This is a genomic window from Paraburkholderia sp. BR13439 (genome assembly GCF_040948805.1).
In the GTDB taxonomy this organism is placed as follows: Bacteria; Pseudomonadota; Gammaproteobacteria; order Burkholderiales; family Burkholderiaceae; genus Paraburkholderia; species Paraburkholderia youngii.
The window spans coordinates 166663-186829 of record NZ_JBFPKN010000004.1 but is presented as its reverse complement, the minus strand read 5'-3'; the positions used below and the strand labels follow the sequence as shown (position 1 = coordinate 186829).

General features: G+C 65.0%; 19 protein-coding genes. 14 read left to right on the top strand and 5 right to left on the bottom strand.

Annotation, left to right across the window (positions count from 1 at the left end; all coding sequences use genetic code 11):
- The first annotated feature begins 56 nt into the window (after positions 1 to 56).
- The 6 genes from AB3X96_RS10090 (at position 57) to AB3X96_RS10065 (ending at position 7743) form a co-directional block, all read left to right on the top strand.
- A complete protein-coding gene (locus AB3X96_RS10090) occupies positions 57 to 320 on the top strand; it encodes a hypothetical protein (protein WP_176107136.1) in 264 nt (87 codons plus the stop codon).
- A gap of 518 nt (positions 321 to 838) precedes the next feature.
- Positions 839 to 1042 carry a hypothetical protein gene (locus AB3X96_RS10085; protein ID WP_018438439.1) on the top strand — a complete coding sequence of 68 codons (204 nt, stop codon included), beginning with the start codon at positions 839 to 841 and terminating at the stop codon, positions 1040 to 1042.
- A gap of 142 nt (positions 1043 to 1184) precedes the next feature.
- A complete protein-coding gene (locus tag AB3X96_RS10080; protein WP_368589594.1) occupies positions 1185 to 2384 on the top strand; it encodes a serine hydrolase domain-containing protein in 1200 nt (399 codons plus the stop codon).
- Between the two features lie 125 nt (positions 2385 to 2509).
- On the top strand, positions 2510 to 2809 hold the full coding sequence (locus AB3X96_RS10075) for an H-NS family nucleoid-associated regulatory protein (RefSeq protein WP_176120804.1): 300 nt from the start codon (positions 2510 to 2512) through the stop codon (positions 2807 to 2809).
- Between the two features lie 709 nt (positions 2810 to 3518).
- Positions 3519 to 5120 carry a peptide chain release factor 3 gene (locus AB3X96_RS10070; protein WP_176107139.1) on the top strand — a complete coding sequence of 534 codons (1602 nt, stop codon included), beginning with the start codon at positions 3519 to 3521 and terminating at the stop codon, positions 5118 to 5120.
- A gap of 172 nt (positions 5121 to 5292) precedes the next feature.
- Positions 5293 to 7743 (top strand): GNAT family N-acetyltransferase, encoded by a 2451-nt coding sequence (locus AB3X96_RS10065; protein ID WP_368589593.1) that lies wholly within the window; start codon positions 5293 to 5295, stop codon positions 7741 to 7743.
- A gap of 42 nt (positions 7744 to 7785) precedes the next feature.
- Here AB3X96_RS10065 and AB3X96_RS10060 read toward each other — a convergent pair whose 3' ends face one another.
- Both AB3X96_RS10060 and AB3X96_RS10055 read right to left on the bottom strand, forming a co-directional pair.
- Entirely contained in the window at positions 7786 to 8331 is a 546-nt protein-coding gene (locus AB3X96_RS10060; RefSeq protein WP_368589592.1) for a hypothetical protein, read from the bottom strand.
- Positions 8332 to 8459: 128 nt separating this feature from the next.
- Positions 8460 to 9245: an IclR family transcriptional regulator gene (locus tag AB3X96_RS10055; RefSeq protein WP_176366385.1), complete on the bottom strand. Its 786-nt coding sequence runs from the start codon at positions 9243 to 9245 to the stop codon at positions 8460 to 8462.
- Positions 9246 to 9491: 246 nt separating this feature from the next.
- On the opposite strand from AB3X96_RS10055, the gene AB3X96_RS10050 reads away from it, so the two are divergent.
- The 4 genes from AB3X96_RS10050 to AB3X96_RS10035 are packed head-to-tail and all read left to right on the top strand — an operon-like array spanning position 9492 to position 13048.
- Positions 9492 to 10532, top strand: a complete 1041-nt coding sequence (locus AB3X96_RS10050; RefSeq protein ID WP_368589591.1) for an aldo/keto reductase — start codon at positions 9492 to 9494, stop codon at positions 10530 to 10532.
- A 7-nt stretch (positions 10533 to 10539) separates the two neighbouring features.
- Entirely contained in the window at positions 10540 to 11370 is an 831-nt protein-coding gene (locus tag AB3X96_RS10045; RefSeq protein WP_368589590.1) for an amidohydrolase, read from the top strand.
- A 33-nt stretch (positions 11371 to 11403) separates the two neighbouring features.
- Positions 11404 to 12147 (top strand): SDR family oxidoreductase, encoded by a 744-nt coding sequence (locus AB3X96_RS10040; protein ID WP_013092903.1) that lies wholly within the window; start codon positions 11404 to 11406, stop codon positions 12145 to 12147.
- Between the two features lie 52 nt (positions 12148 to 12199).
- Positions 12200 to 13048 (top strand): ureidoglycolate lyase, encoded by an 849-nt coding sequence (locus tag AB3X96_RS10035; RefSeq protein ID WP_176107145.1) that lies wholly within the window; start codon positions 12200 to 12202, stop codon positions 13046 to 13048.
- An 86-nt stretch (positions 13049 to 13134) separates the two neighbouring features.
- Here the strand turns inward: AB3X96_RS10035 and AB3X96_RS10030 are convergent, their stop codons facing one another.
- The gene (locus AB3X96_RS10030; protein ID WP_013092905.1) at positions 13135 to 13569 is read right to left on the bottom strand and encodes a PaaI family thioesterase; all 435 of its coding nucleotides are present in this window, start codon (positions 13567 to 13569) and stop codon (positions 13135 to 13137) included.
- 283 nt (positions 13570 to 13852) lie between these two features.
- On the opposite strand from AB3X96_RS10030, the gene AB3X96_RS10025 reads away from it, so the two are divergent.
- Complete coding sequence (locus AB3X96_RS10025) at positions 13853 to 15475, top strand: methyl-accepting chemotaxis protein (protein ID WP_368589589.1); 1623 nt, start codon at positions 13853 to 13855, stop codon at positions 15473 to 15475.
- A 130-nt stretch (positions 15476 to 15605) separates the two neighbouring features.
- Here the strand turns inward: AB3X96_RS10025 and AB3X96_RS10020 are convergent, their stop codons facing one another.
- Positions 15606 to 15809 carry a cold-shock protein gene (locus AB3X96_RS10020; RefSeq protein WP_013092907.1) on the bottom strand — a complete coding sequence of 68 codons (204 nt, stop codon included), beginning with the start codon at positions 15807 to 15809 and terminating at the stop codon, positions 15606 to 15608.
- 298 nt (positions 15810 to 16107) lie between these two features.
- Positions 16108 to 17241: an AGE family epimerase/isomerase gene (locus AB3X96_RS10015; RefSeq protein ID WP_368589588.1), complete on the bottom strand. Its 1134-nt coding sequence runs from the start codon at positions 17239 to 17241 to the stop codon at positions 16108 to 16110.
- 457 nt (positions 17242 to 17698) lie between these two features.
- Here AB3X96_RS10015 and AB3X96_RS10010 point away from each other — a divergent pair, with 457 nt between their 5' ends.
- The 3 genes from AB3X96_RS10010 (at position 17699) to AB3X96_RS10000 (ending at position 20133) form a co-directional block, all read left to right on the top strand.
- Positions 17699 to 19069: a hypothetical protein gene (locus AB3X96_RS10010; protein ID WP_368589587.1), complete on the top strand. Its 1371-nt coding sequence runs from the start codon at positions 17699 to 17701 to the stop codon at positions 19067 to 19069.
- A gap of 162 nt (positions 19070 to 19231) precedes the next feature.
- Positions 19232 to 19390 (top strand): hypothetical protein, encoded by a 159-nt coding sequence (locus AB3X96_RS10005; RefSeq protein WP_176107149.1) that lies wholly within the window; start codon positions 19232 to 19234, stop codon positions 19388 to 19390.
- Between the two features lie 428 nt (positions 19391 to 19818).
- Positions 19819 to 20133 (top strand): hypothetical protein, encoded by a 315-nt coding sequence (locus tag AB3X96_RS10000; RefSeq protein WP_368589586.1) that lies wholly within the window; start codon positions 19819 to 19821, stop codon positions 20131 to 20133.
- Positions 20134 to 20167: the final 34 nt, after the last annotated feature.

Below are 20167 nucleotides of genomic sequence, written 5' to 3'. Positions count from 1 at the left end.
CGAGGGGAGCGTGGCACAATCGCGGGATCGAAAAACAAGACGTGACCGGGGTCTCCATGAAACGCCTTTCCTTCTTCGCGCGCCGCTCGAGCATCATGCTGGCCGTCGGCGCGATCGTCGCGCTTGGCGGGTGTAGCAGCAGCGCGCCGCTGTTCCTGCCGGACGGCCGCTTAACCACGCTCGTGCAATGCCCGGTCGGTTCCGACTCGTGCTCGCAACAGGCGGCCGCCAGTTGCAATGGCGCATTCGACGTCGTGCGGCAGTCGAGCCAGGGCGGCACGCTGAGCCTGATCTACGCGTGCCGCGCGACCGCGAAGTAAGCACCTTAAGCCGCGCCGGTGCAACGCCGGCGCGCGCGGCAGTTCGATTCGCAGGCGGCATTGGTTTTTTTCACCTGTTCCAGGTGATTTCCTGCCAAGTCCCGATACGCTTGCGGTTACCACATGGCTGTCATAAATTCATGTGCCTAATGTGGGTCCGATCCGCGATTAGCATGCGAATTGGGTTAAGTACGCCGCGCGCGGCTTTTTTACAACGTTGAGTCGCTGTACACCGATTATCCTTTGCGCCCCGACAACGATTAATCTTTACCTTCGGGGCGTCCAACGAAGTTCAGTGCGGCAGGCAACGGAACGTGAAATTTGACAGCAGTATTCTTTTTAAACCGTTGGGAATTTAACCCCGGCGAGAAGAAACTGCCGGTTTTTTCCGGCGCAGAAAACGAAGAGGAAGATTTTCCCGCTACTGGCGGGCATTAGTTCGGGTCGCGCGGGCCAACGCGACTTATGCTTTCGATTTTTTTGCTTCAACACTAATTCAATAGAATCCGGGGAAAGCAATGAATCATCAGCAACTCGAAAAAGATATCGAGCATCTCGAACAGATAATTTCCCATATTTCCGCAGAAGACCGTATTCCGTTGTCTTACTGGCGAAACCGCCTCCAGCACGTTTCCGGCGCGGTTATCGTGCCGGCGCAGGCCACCCGTGTCAAACGCCTCGATGCCGCGCTTTGCGCATTGGAAAAACGGCAGAAAGCCTGAGTGTCGTCACTAAGTCCGCCAATCGGAATCGGCAACCAGGAAAGCCGTCGTGTGCGCTTTCACCGGACCGGTTATATCTATCGGTTGATCGCCAAAGTGACATGGGCGCGCGCACGCTTTCTTTTACCGACACAGGACGAACATGCAGATAGCAGGGCTTGCCGCGACCCGGCTCGCGAGGGTGACCACCACGATGCAGGGCTACGTGGAGCGCGGCGAAGTGGCGGGGGTGGTGGCGCTCGTATGGCGGCGCGGCGAACTCGGCTACTTCGAACCGATAGGCCTACGCGACGAAGCCGCGCAATTGCCGATGGAGCGCGACACGCTCTTTCGCATCGCTTCGATGACGAAGCCGGTGACGAGTGCCGCGATCATGATGCTGATTGAGGAAGACCGCCTCGCGCTCGATGCGCCCGTTTCGCGGTGGCTGCCCGAGCTTGCGGCGCCGCGCGTGCTGCGTGATCCGAGCGGCCCGCTCGACCAGACCGATCCGATTCGCGCGCCGATTACGGTGCTCGACCTGCTCACGCATCGCGCGGGCTTCGCGTATCACTTCACGGCGACCGGTCCGCTCGCCGAAGCGTACGCAGCCGCGTTCAACGGCTTCGAGGCCAGCGGCGGCAATAGCGCGTGGCTCGCGCGCATCGCCGCGCTGCCGCTGATGTTCCAGCCCGGCTCGCGCTGGCACTACGGCGTGGCGACCGACGTGCTCGGCGTTCTGATCGAACGCGTGAGCGGCATGCCGCTCGGCGAGTTTTTCCGCACGCGCATTTTCGAGCCGCTCGGCATGCGCGACACCGCGTTCTGGGTGCCCGACGCGCAGCTTGCTCGCCTCGCCACCGCGTACAACATCGATCCGGGAACGCGGCGTCGCGTGGTCGAGGATCATGCGGCGGCTAGCCGCTGGGCCAATCCGCGGCGCTTTCAGAGCGGCGGCGGCGGGCTGGTCTCGACCGCCGAGGACTATCTGCAGTTCGCGCAACTGCTGCTTGGGCGCGGCCGCGTCGGCGGCACGCGGCTGCTGTCGCATCGCTCGGTCGACCTGATGCGCAGCAATTTCCTGAGCCGCGACCAGCGCCGCCTGCCTGCGTTCGGTCATGTGATCTGGGCGGGGCAGGGCTTCGGCCTCGGCCTGTCGATCGTCGATGATCCGGCGCAGCAATTGCCGCTCGGCTATCGCTCGCTCGGCTCGTTCGGTTGGCCCGGCGCGTACGGCACGAGCTGGTTCGCCGATCCGGTCGAGAACATGATCGGCCTGATGCTGATCCAGCGCCGCTCGATCGACCCGTTCCCGATGGCCATCGACTTCGAACGCCGCGTCTACGATGCGATCGACGATTGAGCGAGGCCTTCGCGCCTGCGCTCGGCCGCGTGATTCACTATCCTGTGATTTATTCGTCTGATAGTGTCCGCTAACCATTCATCGCGATTCATCGCAGTGCGTCCAACCGAGGGGGGAACACCGGCATGGCCTCTTACAAACAGTTGACTGCGCAACTCGAAAAACTTCACAAGGAAGTCGCAGCCGCGCGCGACAAGGAAGTCGCGCAAGCTATCGCCGATATCAAGCAGAAGATTGCCGAATACGATCTGACCGCCGAAGAACTCGGCTTCACGAGCGCCGCGCCGAAGCCGCGCCGCAAGTCGTCGGCGACGGCAGTCGCCAAGTACCGCAATCCGAAGACCGGCGAAACCTGGAGCGGCCGTGGACGCTCGCCGGCCTGGCTCGTCGGGAAAAATCGCGAGCGGTTTCTGATCGAAGGTTGAATTTCGCCGTGGATGCCGATGCGTCCGTGTTCTCTGAAGTGATGCGTCGTTTGACTCGTTCCGCACCGTTGCGAAGGTCCCGAAAACGCTCACCTTTGCGTGACGCCTGAACGTGTCCAGCGAGATTCACCGATGCGTTCGAATCTCGCGGGATGCTTCGGTGAGCCTGGCTTTGTCGCGCGACGCACCGCCGCGGGTGCGAATCACCATCGTGTCGCGCCGCTCCTCACAGCTCGCCGCAAACCCGCGCCAGCCTTTGCCGGCGGGCGTTTCCAGGCGTCGAGCCGGAGCCCGTTCGTAGCGTTGCGACGCTTTACCGCGGTTTTCCCGCACATCGCGGTTGTGGTGCGTGCGCCGCGGCAGGTGCGTGCATGCGCTTCCCGATCCTCACCTTTGGCCGCGAATCATATCCGCCGCCGCAAGTCCCGAAAACGCTCACCTTTGCCCGCGGGCATGCGCGGCGAGGGACGCTTGCGCGGTCGCCCCGTCCGGTGCCGCGGCCCTTTCCCCCGGCCGTCGCGCCAGACGTGTATCATTCGCACCTTGCGCCGTTTTTGCACCAGCGATTCCCGCATTGTCGAACCAGTGCCGGCCGATTCCGGCCCGCGCCCGACTCCCGCAGCTCGACGCCGCCGCGCCACGCGCGGCATGCCGGCCGCCCAAAGCCGCCGGGAACCGCCCGAACCCCTTTCCGTGACCGCCAGACCCGATGTCAGTCTCCGAACTCAAACGCCGCCGCACGTTCGCGGTCATTTCCCACCCGGACGCGGGTAAAACCACGCTCACCGAAAAGCTGCTGCTGTTTTCGGGCGCGATCCAGATCGCCGGTACGGTGAAGGGCCGCAAGAGCAACCGCTACGCGACGTCCGACTGGATGGAGATCGAAAAGCAACGCGGCATTTCGGTCGCGAGCTCGGTGATGCAGTTCGAGTACGGCGATTGCGTGATCAACCTGCTCGACACGCCGGGCCACGAGGACTTTTCCGAAGATACCTACCGCGTGCTGACCGCGGTCGACGCCGCCGTGATGGTGATCGACGGCGCGAACGGCGTCGAAGCGCAGACGCTGAAGCTGCTCGAAGTCTGCCGCAGCCGCAAGACGCCGATCGTCACGTTCATCAACAAGCTCGACCGCGAAGTGCGCGAGCCGCTCGAACTGCTCGACGAAATCGAGCAGCACCTCGGCGTGGCGGCAGTGCCGTTCACATGGCCGATCGGCATGGGCAAGGATTTTCAGGGCGTCTACGACGTCCAGCGCGATCAGGTGCGGGTGTTCCGCGCCGGCCAGGATACGGCCGGCGGCGCGGTCGAAACGCTGCAGGCACTGAGCGACGAGGAAGGCGAGCGCCGTTTCGGCCACGCGTGGGTGCGTGCGAAGGAAGAGATCGATCTGATCAGCGGCGCGACGCCCGAATTCGACCGTGAGCAGTTTCTGGCCGGGCAGCAGTCGCCGGTGCTGTTCGGCTCGGCGATCAACAACTTCGGCGTGAAGGAAATTCTCGACGCGCTGGTCGACCTCGCGCCGCCGCCGTCGATGCGTATGACCGTGCAGCGTCCGGTGCAGCCGGAAGAGTCGAAGTTCACCGGCGTCGTGTTCAAGGTGCAGGCGAACATGGACCTCGCGCACCGCGACCGCGTCGCGTTCATCCGCGTGTGCTCGGGACGTTTCGAGCGCGGCATGGCGGTGAAGGTCACGCGCTCGAACAAGACGTTCCGTGCGAACAACGTGGTCACGTTCCTGTCGCAGCGTCGCGAGACGGTGAGCGAGGCGTATCCGGGCGACATCATCGGTATTCCGAATCACGGTACGCTCAGTCTCGGCGATACGCTGACCGAAGGCGAGCAGCTGCAGTTCGTCGGCCTGCCGTTCTTCGCGCCGGAAATTTTCCAGACCGTCGAAGTGGTCGATCCGATGCGCGCGAAGCAGCTCGGCGAAGCGCTGAAGCAGCTCGGCGAGGAAGGCGCGATCCAGGTGTTCCGTCCCGAAGCGGGCGGTCTGATGATTCTCGGCGCGGTCGGGCAACTGCAGTTCGAAGTGGTGTCGCACCGTCTGTCGACGGAATACAAGGTCGACGTGCGGATGGCGCCGGCGCGCTACCGGCTGTCGCGCTGGGTGACCTGCGACGATCCGGCCGAGCTGCGCCGCTTCACCGACTCGTACTCGGCGCGCATCGCGCTCGATGCGTCTGATGCGCCGACCTACCTGGCCTCGCACGTGTCGGAGATCGAAGTCGCGCAGAAGGCGTGGCCGAAGATCGTGTTCAACGAGTTGCGCGAACACTCGGGGGCGCCGTTCAGGAAGGCGATGTAAAGCGGCGAGTCCGCTGGTTTCGAAGCTAAAAAGCCGCGTCGATCGACGCGGCTTTTTTCTTTTCGGTCGCCACGACGTCCCGGCGGCAGCGCGCGACTTCGCCTATGCTGACGGAACCACCCGCCCCGCCGCGAAGCCGGCTCCAATTCCTGTCCAACCGCATGGAGCGCCCGTGACCGTTCGCAACCTCGACGCGTTGTTTCGCCCGAAATCCGTCGCCGTGATCGGCGCGTCCGAGCGGCCGGGCAGCATCGGCGCGATGGTCTGGGCGCGCGTGCTCGAAGGCGGCTTCGACGGTCCGCTGTGGCCCGTCAATCCGAAGCACGCCACGCTCGGCGTCCACCCGGTGATCTCCGACGTCAGCGATCTGTCGCAGGCGCCCACCGTCGCGGTGATCTGCACGCCGCCCGCGACCTGGCCCTCGTTGATCCACAAGCTCGGCGGCATGGGCACGCGCGCCGTGATCATCGTCGGCGAAGTGCGCAGCGATGAAGACCGGCTCGAACTGCGGCACGCGCTGTCGGCCGCGCGGCCGCATCTGTTGCGCATCGTCGGGCCGGGTAGTCTCGGCGTGGTGTCGCCGGCGCTCGGCGCGCATCTGGGCGCACCGTCTTGCACGGTCAAGGCGGGCGGGGTCGCCTGGGTGTCGCAGTCGAATGCGCTGACCAACGCGGTGCTCGGCTGGGCACGCGCGCGCGGGCTCGGTTTTTCGCATGCGGTGGCGCTCGGAGCGGAGGCCGACGTCGATGCCGGCGACGTGCTCGATTACCTCGCGAGCGACCCCGGCACCCGCGCGATCCTGGTCGAACTCGACAGCGTGCGGGCGGCGCGCAAGTTCATGTCGGCCGCGCGCGCGGCGGCGCGCAACAAGCCGGTGCTCGCGCTGCGCTCCGGCCGCGACGATCCCGCCGACGGTCTCTATACAGCGGCGTTCCGGCGCGCGGGCCTTGTGCGCGTCGACGCGCTCGACGATCTGCTCGACGAAATCGAAACCCTCGGCGTCGGCCGTGTGGCGGCGGGCGCCACCGCGACGCTGATTACCAGCGACCGGGGTCTCGCGACGCTCGCGCGCGACGCGTTCAGCGCCGCCGGCGGCCTGCTCGCGCCGTGGCCGGCCGCGGCGTCGGACGCGCTGTGCGAAGCGCTGCCGCTCGCGGTGGGCGGTAATCCGCTGCTGCTCGGCGACGGCGCTCGTCCTGAGCACTTCGGCACCGCGCTGAAGCTGCTCGGCGAGTATCGCGAGACCGGCACCGCCGTCGTGGTGCACGCATCGACGCATGGCGCGCCCGTCGACGACGTCGCGCAGGCGCTGATCGAGCATCAGCGCTTTGCGTATCGCGGGCTGCTCGCATGCTTCTTCGGCGGTGTCGATGCGGCGAGGCGCGACGCGCTGCATGCGCAGGGCATCCCGGTGCACACGACGCCGCAGCGGCTCGCGCGCGCGTTCGCCCGTCTGGTCGATTACCGGCTGGGTCGCGAATTGCTGATGCAAACGCCGGAAGGCCTGCCCGCGCAGATTCCCGAGTCGATCGACGCCGCCCAGGCGCAGGCTCGCGAAGCGTTGGCGGCGGGCGAAAGCGAGCTCGCCGGGGACGCGGCGGCGCGGTTTCTGGCGCGATTCGGGTTGCAGGTGGAGGGTGCGGAAGAAGGGGGCGCCACTGCGCCCGGCCCCGCTGCGCCGTGCGCCGATGCCGACAGCGCGACAAAACCCATCGTCGACGTCGCCGTTGAACTGCACGACGACGACAACTTCGGCCCCGTGTTCCGCTTCGCCGCGCCGCCGATCGACGGCGTTTCCAGCGGGTTGCACGTGTACGGCCTGCCGCCGCTCAATCCGATGCTCGCGCGCGATATCGTCACCCGTTCGCAATACGCGAGGCTGGTCGCGCCGGAGCCGACGCTCGCCGCGTTGACGGCATTGTCGCAAGCGGTTTGCGACGTGCGCGAGATCGTCGGCCTGTCGTTGAAGCTGAGGGTCTACCGGGACCGCGTGACGGTGGTCGATCCGGTGTTGCGGGTCGGCGGGAAGCGCAGCCGTCTCGCGATCGTGCCGTATCCGCGCCGCTTCGAGGAAATGATCGACTGGCAGGGTATGCGTATAACGGTACGGCCGATTCGCCCGGAAGACGAAAACGCGCATCGCGAGTTCGTGAACGCGATGACGCCGGAAGATTTGCGGCTGCGTTTTTTCGGTGCGGTCGGCGCGTTCGACCACTCGCAACTCGCGCGCATGACGCAGATCGATTACGACCGGGAAATGGCGCTGATCGCGACGGTCGAGAACGAAGACGGCGTCGCGCAGACGCTCGGCGTGGTGCGCGCGGTGGCCGATCCCGACAACGAGACAGCCGAATTCGCGGTGACCGTGCGCTCGGATCAGAAGGGGCGCCGCCTCGGCCAGTTGCTGATGCAGCGGATCATTGCGTACGCGCGGGCGCGCGACACGCACTGGCTGATCGGTGAGGCGCTGCGCGAGAACACCGCGATGATCGCGCTGGCGAAGGCCAGCGGCTTCACGATCACGCGGACCGAAGACCCCGGCGTGGTCGGCTTCCGGATGGCGCTCGACGAAACGGCGGGGGCGGAGCCGAAGTCCGCCGCGCAGAATCAGCCGGGGGTTTGAGCGGCTTACGTCGCGAGCCGCTCAACGCACGGCTTCATCACCTCACGCCGCCAGCTTCTGCGCTGCCTCATCGACTTGCGCGCGCGTGACCGACAGCTCATCGAGCCATGCCTGTGCATACACCGCGCCGGTTTCGCGCTCGAGCCGCGCGATCGTCGCGGCGCAGCGGTTCGCGTCCTTCAGCGTCGAAATGAACGATTTCACCGACTCGCCGCCCTTGAACGCGTCGAACAGCGGCACGCGAATTTCATCGGGCAGCGGGCGGGTGGTCCATTGGTACGGCTTGCCGTTGAACGTCAGCGACGGCGGCAGCACGCGCTCCTTGCGCGCGGCCGGAATCAGGCCGTAGGTGCGCGCCGCTTCGCCGATCTGCTCGGGCGAAAACAGCTCATCGGGCGTGATGTCGAATTGCTGGATGAAAGTCTCGATGCTTTGCATCGCGGCGGCGCGGTCGTCGCGGCGCTTCTGCGCGTGAGCGACGATGTCGCGCAGTTCGTCGGCTTCTGCCGCGGTGATCGTGAAGCTCGACTGGTTCTGCTGGAGTTCGGAAAAACGCTGGAATTCGGAATCGGTCAGAAGTTTGGCCATTGCTCAATCGATGCGCGCGCATGAGCCCGTCATGCGGCGGTATTTTGGAAGGGCCGCCATTCTAAACCAAGTGCGCGTGCGTGCAGCCGCACGAACGTCGTCGCGCAACTTGCCGCGCACCTTGTCAATCACGCGGCCTGCTCGCGGAACATCGACAGCGCCTGCACCGTGTCGCGCAGCAGCGTGGTGGCCGCTTCGAGCGTCGGCGCGACGTATTCGTCGATCCGCCGCAGATACGGACAGGTGAGCACCGCGATCGCTTGTCCCGACGGCGCGAGGATTGGGAACGTCACGTCGGTGACGCCGAAGGTCTGCTGGCTGTCCTTCTGCCAGAAGCCCGCCGCGCGGATGCGTTCGCAGGCCTCCTCCAGCGCGTCGCGATCGAGCGTCACTTCGCCCTTCACCTTGGTGTGCTCGGCAAGCATCTGCTGACGCTGCTCGACGCTCTGGAACGCGAGCATCACGCGCCCCGAGCCGGTGTCGATCAGTCCGACCCGCGAGCCGAGCCGCACCGACATGCCCCACGTGCCCGGCCCGTCGACCTGGGCGATCACCAGCAGGTTGCCGCGGTCGTAGACGACGAGGTGGCACGACTGCTCGGCCGCGTCGGCGAAGCGTTGCATCAGTGGCAGTGCTTCGGCGATCAGTCGGTTCATCGGCGGATGACGGTGCGCGAGCGCGAACAGCTTCAGGCTCAGCGAGTAGCGGTCGCCGGCCGCCGAGCGCACCACGTATTGACGCGCGACGAGGCGTTCGAGCATCCGGTACATCTCGCTCGCATTGCGGCCCAGCTGGCGCGTGATTTCGGCGCGCGTGAGTCCTTCCTTCTGCTCGGACAGCAGCTCGAGAATGTCGAGGCCTTTATCCAGTGCGGGGGCGCGGTAGCGGTCGTCGTCTTTGTCTTCGGCGTCCATCGTGAGGGTAGGGGATCGTCGGGATTTCTTATTATCTGGCGCGCGCAGCGTTTCGCGAACTGAATGTCTGCTGTCCAGGGAAAACCCCCGGGCATCGCGTCGCGCAGTTTTCTTGACTTGGAAAAATTCGAATATGAATAATACGTTCATTGGTGAATGAATGCACACGTGAGCGAGGCGCGCCATTTCTGGCTGCGCTTGGGCCCGTCGCATGGTAAAAACACCACAAAATAGGGAGACACGCTCATGTCGGCATCGATCGGATCCAGGATCGGGCAACGGCGCCGGATCGGCCGCGGCTCGTTGCAGGTGAGCGGACTAGGGCTCGGCACGGCGCCGCTCGGCGGCCTGTATCGCGACCTGTCCGACGAGGAGGCCCATGCGACCATCGCCGCCGCCTGGGACGCGGGCGTGCGCTACTTCGACACCGCGCCGCACTACGGCAACACCAAGGCCGAGCATCGGCTCGGCGCCGCGTTGCGCCACTATCCGCGCGGCGAATATGTGCTGTCGACCAAGGTCGGCCGCCGCTTCGTGCCGCGCACGTCGCCATTCGACGACCGCGAAGGCTGGCAGAATCCGCTGCCGTTCGAAGCGATCTACGACTATACGCACGACGGCATTCTGCGTTCGTTCGAGGACAGCCAGCAGCGCCTCGGCATCGTCGATATCGACATCCTGCTCGTGCATGACATCGGCCGCGTCACGCACGGCGACCGGCATCCGCACTACTGGCGGCAACTGACCGAAGGCGGCGGTTTCCGCGCGCTGGAGCGCCTGCGTTCGACCGGCGCGATCAAGGCGGTCGGCCTCGGTGTCAACGAAGGCGCGGTGATTCTCGACGCGATGGCCGAGTGCGATATCGATTGCGCGTTGCTCGCGGGGCGTTATACGCTGCTCGAGCAGACCCCCCTCGATGACCTGCTGCCCGCCTGCGAGGCGCGCGGCGTCAGCATTCTGCTCGGCGGCGCGTTCAATTCGGGCATTCTGGCGCGCGGCGTCGAAGGCGATCTGAAATTCAATTACGGCGCAGCGCCGCCCGAGGTGATCGAGCGCGTCGCGCGTCTCGAAGCGGTGTGCCGCGCGCACGATGTGCCGCTCGCCGCGGCCGCGTTGCAGTTTCCGTATGCGCATCCGGCGGTCGCCACCGTGCTGACCGGCGCGCGCAGTGCCGACGAATTGCGCGAGAACGTCGCGTCGTTCGAGCAGCCGATCCCCGCGGCCTTATGGTCCGCATTGCGCGACGCGGGCCTGCTCGACCCGCGCGCGCCCGCGCCCGAGGACTGAACCGACCATGCCGATCGACGCTCATCAGCACTACTGGGACCCCGCGCGGGGCGACTACGAGTGGCTGACACCGGAGCTGAAAATTCTCTACCGGCCGTTCGGGCCTGATGATCTGACGCCGTTGCGCGAACAGGCCGGCATCGACCGGACCGTGGTCGTGCAGGCCGCGCCGACGCTCGACGAAACCCGCTACCTGCTCGACATCGCGCGGCACGAGCCGTCGATCGCGGGCGTGGTCGGGTGGGTGCCGCTGCTGTTGCCGAACGCGCCCGATCTGATCGAGGCGCTCGCGCGCGAGCCGAAGTTCAAGGGCGTGCGGCCGATGCTGCAGGACCTGCCCGACGACGGCTGGATCGCGAACCCCGACCTCACGCCGGCGATCGACGCGCTGATCGCGCACGACCTCGCGTTCGATGCGTTGATCTACGCGCGTCACGTACAGTACGTCGAGATTTTCGCGCAGCGTTTTCCGGCGTTGCGCATGGTGGTCGATCATGGCGCGAAGCCGCCGATCCGCTTCGGCCAGGCGGGCTACGATGTGTGGCGCGATGCGATTACCCGGCTCGCCGCATTCCCTCAGGTGCACTGCAAGCTGTCTGGTCTCGCGACCGAGGCGTCGCCCGGCTGGACCGAGGACACGCTGCGGCCCTACGTCGAGCATCTGCTGAACACGTTCGGCCCGGCGCGGCTGATGTGGGGCAGCGACTGGCCCGTGCTCGAACTGAACGGCGATTATCTGCTGTGGCATTCGGTGGCGACCACGCTGCTCGCGTCGTTGAGCGACGCCGAGCGCGACGCCGTGTTCGGCGAGAACGCCGCCGCGTTTTACCGGCTTTGATTTCGTTAGCAGCCCATTCAACTGGAGTCGTAGATGACACAAAGACTGGCCGGCAAAACGGCCCTGATCACCGCGGCGGGACAAGGTATCGGTCTCGCCACCGCCGAACTGTTCGCGCGCGAAGGCGCGCGCGTGATCGCCACCGATATCCGCATCGACGGACTCGCTGGCAAGCCGGTCGAGGCGCGCAAGCTCGACGTGCTCGACGGCGCGGCGATCAAGGCGCTCGCCGCGGAAGTCGGCACGATCGACGTGCTGTTCAACTGCGCGGGCTACGTGCATGCGGGCAATATCCTCGAATGCAGCGAGGAGGACTGGGATTTCGCGTTCGACCTCAACGCGAAGGCGATGTACCGTATGATTCGCGCGTTCCTGCCAGCCATGTTGGAACGGGGCGGCGGCTCGATCATCAACATGTCGTCGGCGGCGTCGAGCGTGAAGGGCGTGCCGAACCGCTTCGCGTACGGTGCGTCGAAAGCCGCGGTGGTCGGGCTGACGAAGTCCGTCGCCGCGGATTTCGTTACGCGTGGTGTACGCTGTAACGCGATTTGCCCGGGCACGGTGTCTTCGCCGTCGCTCGAACAGCGGATCGCCGCGCAGGCGCAGGCGCAGGGCGCGTCCGTCGATGCGGTGCAGGCCGCGTTCGTCGCGCGTCAGCCGATGGGCCGCATCGGCAAGCCGGAGGAAATCGCCGCGCTCGCGCTGTATCTCGCGTCCGACGAGTCGTCGTTCACGACGGGCCAGCTCCATGTGATCGACGGCGGATGGTCGAACTGATTCTGATTGGTTGACGAACCGAACACTACTGAACGTAAAGGAAAGTGCAACGATGAAACTGCTTCGTTATGGGCCGAAGGGCCAGGAAAAGCCGGGCCTGCTGGACGCGCAAGGCAAGATTCGCGATCTGTCGAAGGTGGTGGGCGATATCGACGGCGCTGTGCTCGGCGATGAAAGCCTCGCGAAACTGCGCGCACTCGATCCGGCAACGCTGCCGCTCGTCGAAGGCAATCCGCGCGTGGGCCCGTGCGTCGGCAAGATCGGCAAGTTCATCTGCATCGGCCTGAACTACGCGGATCACGCGGCGGAATCGAATCTGCCGGTGCCGGCCGAACCGGTCATCTTCAACAAATGGACGAGCGCGATCAGCGGCCCGAACGACGACATCGAAATCCCGCGCGGCTCGAAGAAGACGGATTGGGAAGTGGAACTCGGCGTCGTGATCGGCAAGGCGGCGAAGTACGTCGACGAAGCGAACGCGCTCGAGCACGTGGCCGGCTACTGCGTCGTCAACGACGTGTCGGAGCGCGAATGGCAGATCGAGCGCGGCGGCACGTGGGACAAGGGCAAGGGCTTCGACACGTTCGGCCCGATCGGCCCGTGGGTCGTCACGCGCGATGAAGTCGCCGATCCGCAGAACCTGAGCCTGTGGCTCGAAGTGGACGGCCATCGCTACCAGAACGGCAGCACGAAGACGATGATCTTCAGTGTCGCGAAGCTGGTGTCGTATGTGTCGCAGTGCATGAGCCTGCAGCCGGGCGACGTGATCTCGACCGGCACGCCGCCGGGCGTCGGCATGGGCGTGAAGCCGAACCCGGTATTCCTGAAGCCGGGGCAGACGGTGCGTCTGGGTATCGAAGGGCTGGGCGAGCAGACGCAGAAGACTTACGCGGCGGAGTAACGCGCTTTCTCTTCCTGTCTTGTCGCTGTGAAATGCGAGGCCGTTCCTGTTACGCGCAGGAGCGGCCTTTTTCATGCCGCGCGGCTTTAATTGCCCGCCTCCTGCTCTCCATTCTCCCCAATCCGATTCACGGTCCCCTGCGCCACCGCCACCAGCTTCTCGCGATTCCCCTCCATCACGAACACGCTGCACTGGCAGGTCGCCTGATGCCGGCCCGCATAGACGACGCTGGCGCGCGCGATCAGCGTGCCCTTCACTGCCGGGCGCAGATAGTTGATCTTGTATTCACCGGTCACGACTCGCGGACCCAGCGACAGCGCGCCCGCGAACGTCAACGCATTGTCGGCGAGATAACTGATGACGCCGCCATGCACGAAGCCATGCTGCTGCCGCAGTTCATCGCGAATCGGCAGACACAGGGTGAGCTCTTCGCTGCTGGCGTGCATCAACTCCGCGCCTAGCAGCATGCTGAACGGCTGGGCGTGCAGTGCGCCGCGCGCCCGGTCGAGTAGGTCGGTCATCGTGGTTCCTTCGTGCAGGGTCGGGGTGGTGCATCGGTGCAGCAGTACATCCGCACGGCGAGCGCCACGCGGTCCCTACCCACTCTAGGAAGTGCCGCTGCGCTGCGCAAGGTGATTCCTCGCGATGAACGCAGCATTGTTGCGCAAAACGACCACAATCGCGACGATCGCCGATGAAACCTGCACGTAGGGCGATTTTTGCGGGATTTGGCCTCAAGCCATTAATCGGGCTGCCGTTAACCCTGGTGTAGCCTCCGTCATCCTTTGTTCCCAGGTGTCCCCGATGTTCAGCAAGATCAAGGTCGCATCCGGCCTGCTATGTGTTCTGGCCGCGTTCTGCGTCTTCCAGCTCGTCACGGTAGGGTTGGGCTTCTGGTCGCTGACCCGCACGCACGACGACGTCGGCGATCTGGCGAGCATCGCGCTGAAGCAGGTCGACGCGGTCAACCAGACGACGCAGCGCCTGATGGACGCGCGCATCAACCTGTCGCGCGCCGGCACGCGCATGGTGCGCGGCGGCGCCGAGCCGACGGACATCGTGCAGCACGCTCGCGAACAGCTCGCCGCCGCCGATCAGTCTTTCGCGGGCTTCATGAGCGCCCAGAAGACCAGCGACGAAGACAGCGCGCGCGCCACCGCGCTCGCCGAACGCTACAAGACGCTGCACGGCGCGCTCGCTGAGCTCGTGCAGTATCTCGACTCGAACAACATTCAGGCCTTCCTCGATCAACCCACGCAATCGTTTCAGGACGCCTATCTGGCGGAAGTGCACAACTTCGAGCAATTCGGCGACGCCGCGAGCCGCGCGTCGCTAGCTTCGATCGATGCGCGCGTGGCGGCGTTTCGCATCGTCAGCGTGGTGATTCTGCTCGTGCTGGTCGCCGGCACGCTTGCCGTCTATACGGCGCTGCGCCGCGGCGTCGTGGCACCGCTCGAGGAGGCGGGCCGCCACTTCGAGCGCATCGCGCAAGGCCGTCTCGATCAACCGATCGCCGCGCGCGGCAGCAACGAAATCGGCCGCCTGTTCTCCGGCCTCGCGACGATGCAGGCGAGCGTCGCACGCACCGTCAGTAGCGTGCGCGAATCGGCCGACTCGATCCATCTTGGCGCCAACGAAATCGCGACCGGCAACGCCGATCTGTCGGCGCGCACCGAAAATCAGGCGGCATCGCTCGAGGAAACGGCGTCGAGCATGGAAGAACTGACGGCGACCGTGCGCCAGAACGCCGATCACGCGCGCGAAGCCAACGCGCTCGCCGAGACCGCGCTCGATGCAACGTCGCGCGGCAGCGAAGTCGTCAACCAGGTGGTCGACAAGATGCGCGGCATCGCGCAGAGCTCGGACAAAATCGCCGAGATCATTTCGGTGATCGACGGTATCGCGTTCCAGACCAACATCCTCGCGCTCAATGCCGCCGTCGAGGCGGCGCGCGCCGGAGAGCAGGGCCGCGGCTTCGCGGTCGTGGCCGGCGAAGTGCGCGGCCTCGCGCAACGCAGCGCGCAATCGGCAAAGGAAATCAAGACGCTGATCAGCGAATCGGTCGCGGAGATTCAGGGCGGCTCCGCGCTGGTCGAGCGCGCTGGCGAAGCGATGAGCCATGTGTCGGCGTCGATCTCGCGCGTCACGCAGATGATGGCCGAAATCAGCGCGTCGTCGCTCGAGCAGAGCACCGGCATCGAGCAGGTGAACCAGGCGGTCGTGCAGATGGACGAGATGACGCAGCAGAACGCGGCGCTCGTCGAGCAGGCCGCAGCGGCGGCTGCTTCGCTGCATCAGCAAACCGAGCAATTGAAACAGGCCGTTTCCGTGTTCGAAATTTCTGAAAGTGTGTTGCGCACGCAACAGCGCAGTGCAATGTCCGCAGTAAATGCTGAATTCGCATTAACCGGAATGCATGCGCTTTAAGCAGCGACGCTTGAAAACGCGACGCAGAAATAGAAAATGGCCCGCGTAAAGCGAGCCATTTGCATTAGACGCAGGGGCCTTTAGAGGCCTATCGCGACGCCCAAGTCTGTCTCAAAGTACCTGAAGGTACTTAGATCGACTGGATGTTTGCAGCCTGCTTGCCCTTCGGGCCTTGCTTGACTTCGAACGACACTTTCTGGTTTTCCTGCAGGGACTTGAAGCCCGATGCCTGGATTTCCGAGAAGTGTGCAAACAGGTCTTCGCCGCCGTCGTCCGGGGTGATGAAGCCAAAGCCCTTTGCATCGTTAAACCACTTAACAGTACCTGTTGCCATTTTTGATCCAAATAAATGTTGTGTATTGCATCGCGACCGCATTGCTCGAATGCAAAGCAAGCGCGAGGGAAGAGTTGTATCACGTCTTTATGACAGACGCCAATCAACATGCATCCGGGTATTCCCGGTTTTGATGTTTTTTCGCGCTTTGAGAACGTTTGGCGAGAACTTTTTTCGCGCCAGGGTTTACCAGCGGCATTAATTTCCTCGCCCCCCGGCGGCGGATCGTCGTCCCTGCATGCGGCTCCTTATTGAGACGATCGAACGTTCAATTTCATTTATCGATGTCCAAATTCGGCTAAGTTCCCCCGCCCGATTCGGCACCCACGGGCAGCGCCGCGTAGGCGGTAGCCAAGTGATAAGGCGTGGTTGACGGCATGTCGGTGCGCGCAACTTCACCGCTCGACGTCTTGCATTCGAACCAGCCATGTTCATGCAGAAAGCATCGCTGAAAACGCGCGATCTGTTGCGGCAGCGCCGCGCGCACGGCCGGATCGTCGTGACAGGCGAGCGCGCGCAGGTATTCCGTCTGCGCCCAGATCCGCTGAGTCGCGTCGCTGATGTTGCCAGCCTCGTCGAGCGATGCGCACACCCCGCCGTTGTTCGGGTCCACGCCATGCTGCTGCGCGAAGGCGAAAGCGCGCGCCAGCGCTTCCGTTAGCCCCGTTCCGTCGAACAGCGCGCCCGCCTGCCTGACCAGCCAGTACCACTCGAACTGATGTCCCGGCTCCAGACGATTGCCGCTCGCACCGATCGGCAGTTCGGCGATGCAGCCGCTCGGCGCATGCACGAAGTGTCGCGCGACCGCGCCAGCGAGGCGGCGCAACGCGGCGCCGAAGACGTTGTCGCGCGTCGCCTGGCAGGCGGCGAGCCATGCTTCGGTCAGATGCATCAGCGGATTCTGCAGCGGCGTGGCGGTGACTTTCGAAAAGTCGACGTTCAGCGCGGCGTTGAACATATCGCCGTCGGCCGCGAAGTTCGACTGGATCAGCGCGGTCGTGCTGTGTACGAGCTTCAGCGCGTCGAGGTTGGCGGAGCGCCGCGCGTATTCCGCGCAAGCGAACACGACGAACGCGTGCGTGTAGAGGTCCTTCGTCGTGTCGAGCGGCACGCCGAGCGCGTCGACGCTATAAAACCATCCGCCGTGGTTGGGGTCCCGAAAGGTGCGCGTCAGCGAATCGAACAGCACCCGCGCGTGTTCCATGTCGCCCGCTTGCGCAAACGTGAACAACTGCCGCGCGCACGCCATCGCCCGATAGCGTTGCGCGGGCAAAGGCTCGGCTCCGGTGGCGTCGAGCGCTTCGTAGGGCAGCTGCAACGCGTGGTTGAAGCCGGGCCCGCGCCACATCGGCAGCACCACGTTCGCGAAGTGCTCGCGCAGCGCGTTCGCGGCGGTGGTCGTCGAAGCGGGGGGAAGGGTCGTGCTTGGCATTGTCGGTTGGTTCGGGCGCGTAACGTGCGCAGTGTATCGAGGCGGCGCTCAGGGTGGCGGCTCAGGGGTCCGCTCGGACGGGTCGCCGTGGTCTGCGGCCTAGCATAAAGCAAACGCCTCGCGCTGACACCTCGAGTCAAGCAAGCATCCGGAATGCTCGACGCCTACGAGGCGTGAGCCTTCGCTGCCGCTCATTTCAAATAAGGAGGAACGACGATGCTCGGTGATCTCATACGGGTCGATCTGCGCGCGCCTTCGGCAATTGCAGGGCGTGCGGGAATTCCGCAGCGACGACGCGAGGTCGTGAAACGCGCGAGGGGCTCGAAAGCGCGCAAATCGTCGGGGAATGGCTTCGGCGCGGGCGGAGCGCCATGCGACAATGCTGGCTCTAAATATTCCAACGGCAATGACGAGCGGCATCCGGCGCCCGTTCCTGGCGACGACCGCTTTTTCCTCTATGGCAGATTCCGCAGCATCCCCGCAGTCCAGGCCCCGGCGCGTCGCTTCGAAGAAGCAGCGGCAGGGCGCCGTCTCCACTGAAACCGAAAACAAGCTGGCGCGCGCGGCGCGCTCGGCGCAACGCCTCGCGCAACTGAGCGGCGTCGCGCGCGACGACAGCACGCTCGACCTGTTCCCCGACGATCCCACCCGCGCGACGCTCGAAGCGATGAACATCGACGTCCGCCAAGGCACGCTGCACGGGTTCGAATTGCCGGACGTGGTGCTGCAGGCGGTCGGCGCATTCGATGAACACATGGCGCTCGACAAGACTGCGCGACGCGCACCGCGTGCGGCGAAACTGGATGTACCGATGCCGGTGAACGAGCAGTTGAGCGGGTTTGACGTCGAAGCGGCGATGGCGGCTGCGGATGCGCCCGCAAGCGAGCCCGCGAGCGGCGCCCCCGACGATGCAACGCCGAACGCCGGAGCAAACACCGACGACAAACCCACCCCGCCTTCGCGTGAGTCATCCGCGCCGCTGAGCTCGGCGATGGCCGCTGCGACCGTCGCGCGCAGCGTGACCGCATTGCGTCAGGCGGCTGAAGCGGAGTCGGCAGCGACGGCGGGCGCGGGCAAGCCGCAGCAGCGTTTCGCCGCGACGTTTGCGAAAGCCGCGACGGCATCGCGCGATGCGACTGCGGCTGCGATTCCAGCGTCGTCCGCAACGTCCCCCGCGACCGACGACAGTAGCGCGCGCAAGTCCACCAACGAGTCCGTGACACGTACTCAGTCCGCCTCGCCAGAGGCTGTGACGCCGAAACAGGACAACAAGTCCTCGACCACCGCGCCGTTGACGACACCCCGGCCCGCGTCCGCGGACAACCACACCGGATTCGCCACGTCATGGCGTGACGCGCGCCGCACCGACGCGGCTGCCACCGCGCTACGCTCGGAACCGGAACTCGACCGCGCGCGTGCCACCGCGTTCGCCGATACGGTCGATGCGCTCTATGGCGTGATCGCCGATCAGCGCCGCGCCGCGACCGATCATTCGCGGCGCGTGAAGTGGATGCTGTCGATCGTGGTCGGTGCACTGCTGGTGACGGTGGCGATCGGCATCGCGCAGACGCTGCTGCTGATGCGCCTCACGCACGAGACGACGGCCCAGCAACAGCGCATCGAACAGATGATGCAGAACCAGCAAGCGGCGATGGTGAGCCTGCTCGACGCGCATACGGCGATGGCCGCGACGGCGAAGGCGGCGTCGGCGACCGCCGCCGTCACGCCCCCCACCGCGGCGCTCCCCAACGCGCCCTTACAGCCCAGCGCTGCGCCGACACACGCGAGGCATGCTCGCGCTCAGCACGGCCGCCCACCCGGTCGTTGAATCGGGGATGTTGTCGCGATGCAACACCTCCCGGCCCCGTGACTTCGCGACAACCACCGCATCGAAATTTTGCTGCATTGCACTAGCTTTTTCCTAGGGAAAACCCCTATAATCATGGCTAAGGGAAAACCCTAGCAATGCAGTCACTAACCGGGAGTCGCCATGAGCTTCATCTTTGCACTGTTCCAAAAGATCAGCGACCTCTTTGCGTCGCCTCATCTGCCGCTGGATTCGGACTATTCGTATGCGGCGCGTGCCCGCGAAGCAGAGCGTCTGCGCCGCGCGCAGTCCACGCTGTTCGGCATCAAGCTGACGGACTAAGTCCAGCCGTACCTTCCTCAGCGCGACACGACGCGCTGGGGCGCGCACCTCGGGTGCGTTTTCATTGAGCCACTATTCGCGAAATGCGAATCGTGGCTTTTTGGTTTTGGCGGCGTTTTACCGCGATGCACCAGTGCGCTTGCGGAATATTTCGGGGCCGAAATGAATGTAACCGGCTTTCATGCTGGTTCAGCGGGTAGAACGACAGCGCCGCCGTGTAAGCCTTGTTCAATGCAGTGAGAAAGCGAAATCGAGCTTCCGTCAGCCGCCTCCGACTATGAAATGCACGCTTACAAGTGCTAACGTCTTCACGCGATGCGGGCCGCTAAAGTGGCTCTCAAGCGTACGGCGTCTGGTTCGGAAGTGAATCGCACGATCCGGGCAAACACGGACGCTGGCCTGGAATAGAACTTTGACGGGAGGTCATTATGAAAACCTTTGGCAAGGCATCGCGCTCGCTGATCGCAACGCTGCTCGCGGGCGGCGCGCTCGTCGCGGCCGGTAGCGCATTCGCGCAAGACCGCGTGATCGTCGAGCACCGCCCGGCGCCGGTCGTGTACGGTCAACCGCACATGATGCCGGCGGGCGTATCGATCGACATCGGCTGGCACGGCGATCGTTACTGGGACGGCCACCGCTACTGGGCGCACGACGACTGGATGCGCCGTCATCCGCGCGACTACGATCCGCACCATCGAGACGGCTATCACGACGATCACCGCCCGCCGCCCCCGCGCTACTAATGCGCACCTGACCGCGCCGCAACAGGCGGCGTGA